Origin of the sequence: Allocoleopsis sp. (assembly GCF_036703385.1) — a bacterium.
Lineage (GTDB): Bacteria > Cyanobacteriota > Cyanobacteriia > Cyanobacteriales > Coleofasciculaceae > Allocoleopsis.
The window spans coordinates 1-10,652 of record NZ_DATNPA010000192.1; the positions used below are offsets into that span (position 1 = coordinate 1).

The 10,652-nt window shown below is 46.5% G+C and carries 6 protein-coding genes and 1 pseudogene; 4 read left to right on the top strand and 3 right to left on the bottom strand.

Annotated elements, in window-relative coordinates; genetic code table 11:
* Positions 1-551 (top strand): annotated as a pseudogene (locus tag V6C93_RS09700) (AAA+ family ATPase); the annotation flags it as partial.
* Between the two features lie 375 nt (positions 552-926).
* Here V6C93_RS09700 and V6C93_RS09705 read toward each other — a convergent pair.
* Positions 927-1,250, bottom strand: coding sequence for a recombinase family protein (locus V6C93_RS09705; RefSeq protein ID WP_333476458.1), 324 nt, complete (start codon positions 1,248-1,250; stop codon positions 927-929).
* 75 nt (positions 1,251-1,325) lie between these two features.
* Between V6C93_RS09705 and V6C93_RS09710 the strand changes: the two genes are divergently transcribed.
* Genes V6C93_RS09710 through V6C93_RS09720 form a run of 3 tightly spaced genes read left to right on the top strand, consistent with a single transcriptional unit; the run spans position 1,326 to position 8,280 of the window.
* Positions 1,326-2,447 carry a hypothetical protein gene (locus V6C93_RS09710; protein WP_333476453.1) on the top strand — a complete coding sequence of 374 codons (1,122 nt, stop codon included), beginning with the start codon at positions 1,326-1,328 and terminating at the stop codon, positions 2,445-2,447.
* Positions 2,448-2,450: 3 nt separating this feature from the next.
* Entirely contained in the window at positions 2,451-5,633 is a 3,183-nt protein-coding gene (locus V6C93_RS09715; protein WP_333476454.1) for a hypothetical protein, read from the top strand.
* The gene (locus V6C93_RS09720) at positions 5,617-8,280 is read left to right on the top strand and encodes a pPIWI_RE module domain-containing protein (RefSeq protein WP_333476455.1); all 2,664 of its coding nucleotides are present in this window, start codon (positions 5,617-5,619) and stop codon (positions 8,278-8,280) included. The genes V6C93_RS09715 and V6C93_RS09720 overlap by 17 nt, the downstream gene beginning before the upstream one ends.
* Before the next feature lie 508 nt (positions 8,281-8,788).
* Here the strand turns inward: V6C93_RS09720 and V6C93_RS09725 are convergent.
* Entirely contained in the window at positions 8,789-9,709 is a 921-nt protein-coding gene (locus tag V6C93_RS09725; protein ID WP_333476456.1) for a ParB/RepB/Spo0J family partition protein, read from the bottom strand.
* Positions 9,706-10,470 (bottom strand): ParA family protein, encoded by a 765-nt coding sequence (locus V6C93_RS09730; RefSeq protein ID WP_333476457.1) that lies wholly within the window; start codon positions 10,468-10,470, stop codon positions 9,706-9,708. The genes V6C93_RS09725 and V6C93_RS09730 overlap by 4 nt, the downstream gene beginning before the upstream one ends.
* Positions 10,471-10,652 lie beyond the last annotated feature (182 nt).

A 10,652-nucleotide genomic window follows, 5' to 3' on the forward strand; every position in this document is an offset into this window, starting at 1 on the left:
CCGTTCAAGAGGGAGTAGCAGCAGTTCTGTGGACTGAAAACTTTGCCTACGCCGATGGCTGGGATGAAACCAAACAGCGCTATCTGGGTCTAAAAGCGGGCGAACACATTACAGCCACCTTGAGCGGTCAAAGCTTGCTGGTCAAACCGGATGTCGCACAGCGGCAAAGAGAGGCAGATGCTGAGTTAGAACGTCAACGACAAGAAGAATTAGTTGGAACTGGCGGTTCGACTGCGGTTAAAACGACGACAGGCAGTTATGACACCAGCACGGCAACGGGTTCTAGTAGCACGACTGTCACTCCCCCACCCAAGAAATTGCAACGCTTTTATGGTTCGGTCGAGCTAGACCCCCTTCGCGTCACGCGGGACACCGGACTGGTGGCAGATGAGGTACTGCAACACCTCACGAGTTTACTCGGCGCAGAGGTTAAGGTAACGCTGGAAATTAGCGTGGAAGTTCCTGACGGAGTACCCGAACACGTCGTTCGCACGGTTACGGAAAACTGTCGCACCCTGAAGTTTAAGAACCAGGCGTTTGAAGAAGATTGATGGAATTGAGAACAGCACTACATCACAGTTAAGGTGAAGTGAGTGGCTATCGATGTCGATTAACCACAGTATTCCGACATATAAAGGCTCAATCGAGCTATCTTGCACTCGGCGTACACGTAGCTCGGCTCCATCCTGATAGGGGTAGGTGCGATCGCACCTAGCCAACACTCTCGCCTCCGGCGTTACTGCTGGAGCTTCTTATTTGGGAGGAGAACTATTTCCGGAAATAGTTCTCCCACTTTAGATATGGTAAGAACAACAAAAGTATAGTTTTGTAAGTATCTCAGCCAGGGTAATGGTTTAATAGACCTCTCCGGAAATTAAACTTTGGCTCAAGTAGAACAAGGCTTTCACACTAATTATTGGAGATGTCTAATTAGTATGAATGTAGCGGTAATAAGTCGCTGGTGAGATTTTCAGCGTCTCACAAATATCTTCTACGCTACGGCTTTTATCGGCAGCTAGGGACTTACCAATACTAATTTGTTTGTCAGTTAATACTCTCTTGCGACCCCCCTTTCTGCCTCTGGCTCTAGCAGCTTCTAGTCCGGCGTTGGTGCGTTCTCGGATAAGGTCGCGCTCGAATTCTGCGATCGCACCGAATACATGAAATATTAGTCTCCCGCCGCTAGTCGTGGTATCCAAGCTCTCCTGAATGCTTTTGAACCCAATGCCTCGAGCGCTCAATCCCCTCACGACTTCAAGTTGCAACTCTAAATTTATCAGTTATAGTTACTATCATAAAAATATATTTTTTTGGGGTAGTAACTTGTGGTTAGGCTCGATTTGCTGGCTCTTGAGCAAATTTCTGCTGGACTAATTCAGGTATCACAACGGCAGGGTAGGCTATATCCATACCCCAAAAATCTCCAATTGGGCTACGACCGAGTGGTTTTGGGGTTTCTACTTGGAGGTAAGCCGGAGCAAGCACCCTCGACGCTTCCAGAGTTCTATTACCACTGGTGTGAGAAGCCTTTTGAAGAATGGGGTGTGGAGGTTGTTGACCCGGAAGCCGATCCAGAGAACACCTTGCTTTTCCTCGGAGAACCAACTGAGCTTGCAATTGAATTAGCAGAAGCATTTGGTGGAAGCGTTCTCTCTCAGGAGCAGTCCACAATTGCATCTAAACTTCTTCAGCATTGCCAATCACATTCGCAAGGGGCGCAAATTTATACGAAGTTCCGAAGATTCATCATTGAGCATCCCGTTCTAACTAACCAGGCGTTAGTAGAAGCAAAAGGGCTGTTTGGACTTGGTGTTGGATTGGCTAACTTACTAGAGGAGTGTTACGAACCTGCACCTAGTTGTTACAGATTGCAGGGAAACTTCTACGCCTGTCCGTACTGCCATGCGCTGACATCAGTAGCGAACGCGCAAGTAATCGCGAACCCCGACTGCAATCGCTGTCCACCCGGACGTAGACTTAAGCGGAAGGTCAAGTTATCCCAGGACGTTTTTAAACTCAGACGTGGCATCGAGCGCTTCTGGTTCTACCCTGGACGTGCAGAAATTCGACTATACGAGAAGTTGGCAGAGCTAGGACTTCAGGTTGAGCTTTATCCATCCTGCGATCGCTACGACTTAAGAGTTACGTTTGCTGATGGAGAGGTCTGGGCACTCGATTTAAAAGACTATTCAAATCCTTATCTACTGGTGAAGCGCTTGGGCGATGAACCAATCCCAAGCGATCCCCCCTGGAATTTTGCCTATATTGTCGTTCCAAATGAGCGAAAGAGAGACCGTCCCGCCTACCTCAAGGAACTCAAGTCACGATGGCGTTGGCAGAATGTCAAACCAATGTTTGATGATGCCATTTTCGCTCTAGCCAAGAAAAAGGCTGGTGCCTCTACTGGCATAGACACCCAAATCCCCGAAGAGAGGGAAGGAAGGTAAAGCATGAGAGAGACTAGAACCTGGCGCTCGTCGGCTTCAAAAACGTTGCGGAAGCAAACAGCTTTGCACAAGGATCAAATTGAAGCCCTGCTCGATGTAGAACTTTGTCTATTTGCTATCGAGAGGCTGGGCATACAAACTGAACTGGATACGGCAACTTCTGCATGGTTGCTCATCTCTAGTCGGTTTTACCTATTCCCAAAATTAAAGTCGTTGCTTGACACAGCAGAGGCTCATAGAACTCTGTTTAATTTAAGGCAACTGCTTCCTTACATCACGAATGAGGATATTGCAGAGCAGTTAGTCAGGGTGTACAGGCAGATTCCATCCAAGTACCGAGCCTACGAGATTGATAACTCCTATCGATTTTCCAGAAAACCCATGCCCGCAATTTGGGGCAGCCGCTTCGAGCAGTTCGAGGATTTGCTGGGTAACAAGTTGAAATATCGCAATCGGACGGTTAAGTACGCCGAGCCTGGTAAGGAATATAAGTTCAAGGTTGAAGAGAATACGTATAGCGTTAAAATCCCGCCAGATTTTCCCTTATACCAGGGTAAGGTTATATCGCTACATCGGGAAAACATCAAAGCTATTTCCGTTAAACGGGAGGAGATAGAAGAGGCAGCACAATTTCTAGAAAAGTGCTGTGGTGGTGACTACACGAATCGCTTGAAGAATATACTCCTCGAACACTTCCAAGACATGGGATTTGCAACTACTAACGAGATCGTGTTCGACGGCGTAAAGCACATGGTTGGCTTGCTTAATGTTGGCAAATCCACCTTGATTGAGATTCTAACTGTAGTACTGGCTCATAAAGGGCATCGGGTTGGTGTAGTTTTTAGCGAGGTCGTAACCTGCCTAAGAATGGCGAGTCTGCTTTCAAAAGCTGGATTACGGGTATCAGTTGTCATTGGACAAAGGAACCGGAGAACTCATCTTGAGAACTGGCACAACGTTGATGGTGGCTTAGATGGCTTTGAGCATTTGTCTACAGCTTGCCCTTTAAGTCAATACTTTCAGCCATCAGTTCCATCTTCGCCTCCATGCTTCGATCTAAGAGAAGTTAAAGAACAGGAGAACGATGACCGAGATGAGGAGGGAGCAAGAATTTGTCCTCTAATTGGGCAATGCCCCAGGCACCGAGACGCTAACGAACTGAAGAATGCAGATGTCATTCTGACGACGACCGCTGCGGCTATATTCACTCGCCCACTTCCTCACGTCAGTCCGCAATCAATCACCTATTACGAACTGATGTATCGCACTTGCAGTGTTGTTTTCTTTGATGAGTGCGACAAAATTCAAGCTAACTTGGATTCAACATTTCTACCTGCTATCAAGCTAATTGAAAGAGGGAGTAACGGATTTCTTGACAAAGTTGTAACCTGGACGCGATCGCAAAAGCTACGCAACTCTAGAAGTGATTTGCGACAGGTTCTTTTTGGGCAATTCAATCATGCTCTCCAAAATGCCGATACTCTTGTTGACAACATTTGCACACAGTTGCAGGTTTCACCCAACGAGAGCGAGTGGCTGGCCGATCAATTCTTCACCTGCTCCTTTCTGGCGAGACGCTTCGTTCTGGAGATTGCAAAGGCTCAGGGCATTGATACTGAATCAAATACATTTATTCTTGACAAAAGCCCTGTCTACCAAGAGTTAGCTGAGTTTCTGCAAGGCGATTGGAAAAATTCTTGGCTTGCTCAGTATGCAATGAGGCTGGCGTCGGAGAACTGGCAAGAACAGCAGGAAACGATAACCTCAATAGAGAAGGAACTAACCGAGAAAGGTTGGTTGAAGGCGATTGATGACAAGTGGGGGTTTAGCTGTCGATTCGCATTGTTTCTCAAGCTAGTACTCTTCGTGTCATTTTTCCAGCAGGCAATTAAAACAGCCTATGGTTTAGCTGAACAGGCAGATGGTGCTGATGAGATAGTTTTTTTCAATCGGATTCCCCGCGACTTCTATGGATTGACTCCAGGACTTGCATCTGGTCTGGTTTGTGGATTTAAGCTCGAACAGCAGGAGAATCAATTAACGCTTTGGTACTTCCAGGCGCTTGGGCAGGGACGTTGGCTGTTAGAAAACTTTTCCCAAGTGTTTGCGGCTGAAGGAACTCAGGGAGCACATACTCTACTGTTAAGCGGCACAAGCTGGGCTGGGCAAAGCCCTATCTACCATGTCGATCTCAAAGTCGATTACTTACTACGCCCCAAAGAACACCAAGCTGTAGAAGCGATTGCTCAAAGCAACTTTCATTTCTCGCCTTGTTATTGGCCCGATGGTAAACCCGTTCGTATCTCTGGAGTCGAAAGTAAAGAGGAATCTCTACTGCAAGTTGTCCGATCGCTACTCCGACAAACCGATGTCTTGCAGCGTGACTTTAACGCTTTACCTGAGGGGCGAAAGCGTTTGATCTGGTACGTAAACAGCTACGAGCAGGTTGAGTTTGTTCATAATGCTGTTTTGACAATTGATACCAGTAAGGACTGGAGCTATCGGGTTGCAGCCTTAACCTCCCGTTCACCTTTGGAAGAGGTGGATGAATCGTTGATTGCCCGTGGCAATATTGAAAATTTCGCCAATACTAACCGAGCAATCCTCATTGCACCCATTGCTGCAATTGGGCGCGGTAAGAATATCTTGAACGCTCAGGGGTTGAGTGCCTTTGGTGGCGCATACTTTTTGGTACGCCCACATCCTGCCTCAGACGACCTCGACTACAAGTTCCGGTTAGCACTTTGTGAAGAAAGAAAAGCGATCGCTCTTGAGCGCAAGGGAGGTTTGCTAAAAGCTTGCGAAACCTGGCGTAGTGAGGGGTATAGCATTTTCTTGAAAAGCCTTGATACCACTTTGCGGTATTCCAACAGAGGAATGTCTAAAGAAGTCAGGGAAGGACTGATTTGGACTCAGCTAGTGCTGACTTGGCAGGCGATTGCTCGCACAATTCGCGGTAACCAGCCAACCCTGATTCGATTTATTGATGCTGCTTGGGCACCCAATCTCGCCATAGGTAAGCCCGAAACGGCACAAGAGTCTCTACTTAAAGGTTTTGAATACGTTCTTCGTCCTTACCTTTCTAAGAGAAAAACCGGCTACGATGCCCGCGAACTTGCACTTGTGCGGGCACTCTATGAACCCTTTTATCGTGCATTGGAGAAGATTGATGGCATCCAAGTCTGACACAATTCAACTGTTTGCTCTGCAAGTACCAACTCAACTGTCTCTTCCGTTTGACCTATATGCACTAACGGTTCCTCAGGAGTGGAAGGAGCTATTCTGCCGATTGCAGCAGCATAAATTGGGCAAAAACTATGTCTTGCCACCGATAGAGTGTCTCAATCAGGTGCTTCAACTGCTGATTGAGGACATTTTGTTTCCTTCTCCAAATGCGTTCAAACTCAAATCTACTGTTAAATGGCTATATTCCAAAACGGCAACCGTCTCTACTGACTACATTGCCACTGTTGTCAAAATATGGCTATCTGTCTCATTTGAAAACTGTACTTTCCTGACCCAGAATGACATTGACCAGATCCATGCCCTCTCAGGTAGCGATTTGCAGTTTGAGAAGGTACAGCTTCCCGATCCAGTCTGGAAGATTGAGGATGGAGAGTTAAAAATCGCTCCACTGTACTACGACTTGATTCCTTATCTCTTTGCAAACGCAGTAGCCTCAAGTCCTCTCCCTTTAACAAATCCTCGAACTGGTAAGGTTTTTGAGACAGTAACCTTCTGCGAAAGTGCTTCAGATGAGAGTAGTGCTAAGGAGGTTATCAGTTGGCCACCCATATTAGCTGTTCGGGAAAGAGTGAAAAAGGACAGTAAAGAGAAGGAAAAAACTCGACATTACTACTCGTACAGTGCAACGTTCGCACTACACTACAACGCGGGTGGTGTTCCTTATATTATTTGTAACTATGGCATCAAGCGATGGGTCAGTTGGGAATTAGACTACCTACGCTTAGGTGCAACAGTTTGCATTAGTCCCACAAATACTCAAAGATTTGCATCCTGCAAGTTGAAGTACATGGGCAAGGAAAAAGGCGTAGATTTTGAAAACAATCTGGCACGTTTATTGAAAGAGTTGAATTTCAAAGATAAATTCACTGCTAAAGACGTTATTCAATCACCTTACAAAAATGATGAATTGGCATGGGCAGTGACTTATAGTAATACGATGTCACGCTCTCACAATTCAGATACTGGTTTCTTTCCTATAGACCATGAAATTCTTCTGCGAACCTGCCGAAATCGATTTCAAGAGGTCTTGGGTAATGGTTTTTCTTTATTAGAAAGTTATGCCTGCTGTGGCAATAAGAAAGTGCTTAGAAAGGCAAGTTCTGAGTACAGAAAGGTTGCAGACTTTATTAAGTCACATTTTGCTGAAGAAACCAAAACTCCGCCCTTCTATATCCCACCTAATCTCAAGCTAATGTTGCTCTTGCAGGATACGCCAGCGGAAACATTAGTCCGCTCACTTGCCAAGAAGTACGGGATTAGTGAGATAGATGTACGTAGTCTTGGCTCTTTAGGTGCTGAGTTGTCAGGAAGTAAGTGGAAGAGTGAGTGCGGTAGCAGAATCCGAGAATTTCAGAAAACTGTGCCGCCTCAACCAGTGGAACAGCGAACAGTGACGCTGATTGAGCTCTTACCCAAGGAGTATTTTTGGCAGGATGCTGCCAAAGACCCAAAGCCTTGTTTCCGACCTGCATTGGCAATGCTAGGTAGCGTTACCGATCACTTTGAACCTAAAGAAGAAAATGATAGAGAGGATTTTCTTACTTTAGAGGATTTAACTAATGAACTTGCTCGGAGGGAATCTGCGAAAGAATCTGCCAAAGAGGAAGGCAAGTTATCTAAAGCGAAGTCACTGAAAAGTGAATTTGCCCACCGTGTTGAAGCTTCACTGCTAAGTGGTCTATCTATGGCTGGGGCTTACGTCTACCCAACTTTTGAGGCAGAACAATTTCCCTCCAATGTTGCTAGTGTAGGTGTGTACTTAATTCCCTTCTATAAAGGCGAAAAGACCGAGTATCTCCCTGTCGCAGTGCGTATGGACGAAGCAGGCATTACGGCGAGAGCATATGGATGCGATGAATGGCTAGATTTCTATATTTTTCAAGTAAAAATGGCTTCAGACCCAAAGGCATTTCAGTCACTCGAATTTAATAAGAGTAAGATTCAGTCTTGGGTATTTAACAATCTATTTTTAGAGTCCAAACAGCCAACGTTATACTGTTTTGATGCCAGCAATCTTCGGACTAGAGGCTTAGAGTTTCTCAAGAAGAAATCCTGGCGGAAGCACTCCCTTGCCTTCGATACAGGCGAAGAAGTCCAATATATTCCTATCTCAAAGTATCCTCAGGTTCGTATAGCCTGCATTATTACACCTAGTACCTTAGAAGTTCCGGTATACAGGGTTGTTGGTGAAGAAGGGAAACTAGCAGGACACACGGCTGGTGTGTTTTATCCATCATCCCAAAGTTCTGAATGCGGGTATTACTATCTGAGCAACCAGCGCCCCGAATCTCGCAGTGGTGGTATCCTCAATGAGAGTAAGTTAGTATCCTTAGTAACAACCAAAGGAAACAATCCAGGGGAACCAAAAAAGCCAAAACCACTAGCTCAAGGCTATAATCCGCGTGGAGTTTTTCTCAACCTTACCCTCCAAGAAGGAGACTGCTTTAGTGATTGGGCAAGCTTCGTCCAATGCCTTCGGTTATATGGACTGATCCAGTATCTTGGGGCAACAACATTGCCTTCTCCACTTCATCTTGCTGCTGGGCTTGAAGATTACCGACCAATCCAAGCTATCCGAGAACCTTAACGGGCAACCAATGCGGTTGTGTTGCCAAAACTAAGGAAGAAGGGGGAAATATATTTGTTTTAATCAGACATTGAGCCATCTTACCTGGAGAGCGATTTTTTCGAGGGAGATGGGCGACTATGAAACAGGGGTTTTAGAAGTTAACTATCCACCGCTCTGGTTTGGTAGGATTTTCTGAAATGCTTCCTAAATACCCAACTGTTTTTGTGACAACTTTGCCTTCTACTCGCTGGGAGTAGCAAAGATGGCAGTACCACGAAATCCCCTGTTTCCCGATGCGCTTTTTCCAGTTGGGGTACATAGATGCAAGGTACAAATTTGTACCTTACATTGTAAGTCATCTCTTTTGTAAGGTATAATTTTGTACCTTACAAAGTCGGGGATAAATTTGTACCTGAAAGCGATGGCATATCCCAACTCGAAGAAACGCATTCCACGCGCTGCGCCAGTTGGATGTGATTCCTCCTCACTCATCTCGATTTGGTTAGCTTTTAACGTGGGGCACTCACTATTCCTTGGAGAGCAACGCTTCAATCTGACTCAACAATGATTCGAGTTTCTTCCTCTTTTTTGGGTCATCCCACACTTTTTGTTTCTTAGCTAGTTGGTAAGTGGTTGTCATCCGAGTGGCGAGGGGAGGAGATTCGGTTGGCGGTTGAACAGCTTTGACTCGCTCCTTGATTTGACTTAAGGAGAGGGAAGAAGCGATCGCATCTTCCAACAGCTTTTTACGTTCAGCTTCGTCTTTAATTTGTGCTAGAGCTTTGGCTTTGGTGTACTCAAGGTGTCCCGAACGTAAAGCATCCAGAATGTCAGCAGGCAGTTTGAGGAGTGGGAGGCGGGTACGGACAAACGACTGCCAGTTCATTCGTCCCACAGAGGCCAACACTTGCTCTATGGTTTCGGTTTCCTCTTTACCCGAAACGTTTCGGGTAACTTTTCCTTTTGCTTCATTTTCCATGCGGTAAAGCTTCGAGGACACTTCATTTGTGTCACATTCCAATCGGAGAGCCAAAAGATTGAGGAGTCCTTCCGTCTCCTCAACCGGATTGAGGTCTTCTCGTTGCAGGTTCTCAATCAGGGCATACTGGACGGCCTGGTCATCCGTCATTTCCCGAACAGTCACAGGCACTTCGGTTAATTCTGCCTCCTGAGCCGCTCGGTAGCGTCGCTCTCCAGCGATTACCTCATACTTCTCTCCCACAGGTCGAACTAATAGAGGCTGGAGGATGCCTTCGCTTTTGACTGACTCCACCAATGATTGCATCGCTTGGGGGTCAAAATAACGCCGGGGCTGAGTAGGAGGCAGGGTAATTTGGTCGAGGGGAAGGGTATGGGGAACCGATGATTCCTCTTCAGAAGCAAATAGAGCTACATTTTTCAGCTTTGAGCGCTCGGCAGGGGGTTGGGTGCGGCGTCGGGGACTCATGTCATCTCCTCCAAAAAGATGGCTATCTCATCAAATAAGCGTAGGATAGCCGGATGTTTATTTGGGCAAAGCGCTAAAGGCTTGCCATACTCAGCGGCTTCCGCCACCGCTGTGGCACGGGGCAGTGGGGGAAATACGGGTGCTAGGTTTGAGAGTTGTTCGGAAATAGATTGTAAGGTGCGCTGATCGAGCGAGTTACTGGCGCTGTACATCGTCGGGAAGAATCCGGCAAACTTGAGGGGACGGTTGAGCTTGCGCTGCACTCGCGCTACGGTTTTCAAGAGAGAGTCGGTTCCCTTCAAAGCTTTGAACTGACACTGAATGGGGACTAAGACATGAGTCGAGGCAACGAGGCTAATTTGAGTCAATATCCCTAAGCTAGGGGGGCAATCAATCAAAATGAAGTCGTAGTTGTCTAATAAGGGAGCCAGTACCTCTTTAAGCCGGAACTCGCGCAGTTCGGCAAAGATTAGCTCCTGCTCGGCGTTGGCTAATAAGATATTGGCGGGAGCCAAGTCCATGCCATGTAAGTCTCGGTGTAAGGGAAGCGGCTCGTCTTGTTCGGAGACTAGGGCATCGTATATCGTTTTCTCTAAATCTGCTGGCTCCAGCCCCATGAATGTAGAGAGGGAAGCTTGGGGGTCGATGTCTACCAACAAAACTTTATGGTGGCGTAGGGAGAGGTGATAGCCAAGATTTTGGGTGAGCGTCGATTTGCCAACGCCGCCTGCTTGATTGAACAGTGAGATAACAACAGTCAACGATAGCTATAGAGAGTGTTCCTGCTCAGACTATACCTCTACAGGAGTTACGCATTGACAGGAAGAAAATCAGGTGTGTGAGCGGTGAGTGGCTTAGTACGGTTTTCCAGAATATATTCACGAATAACTGCTTTAAACAAATTTCTTTGGACTTCGTACCAATTGCTAATTAGATTTTCGAC

Coding starts and splice junctions, on each gene's coding strand:
- V6C93_RS09715 (WP_333476454.1), top strand. CDS start 2,451: ATGAGAGAGACTAGAACCTGGCGCTCGTCGGCTTCAAAAACGTTGCGG.
- V6C93_RS09725 (WP_333476456.1), bottom strand. CDS start 9,709: ATGAGTCCCCGACGCCGCACCCAACCCCCTGCCGAGCGCTCAAAGCTG.
- V6C93_RS09720 (WP_333476455.1), top strand. CDS start 5,617: ATGGCATCCAAGTCTGACACAATTCAACTGTTTGCTCTGCAAGTACCA.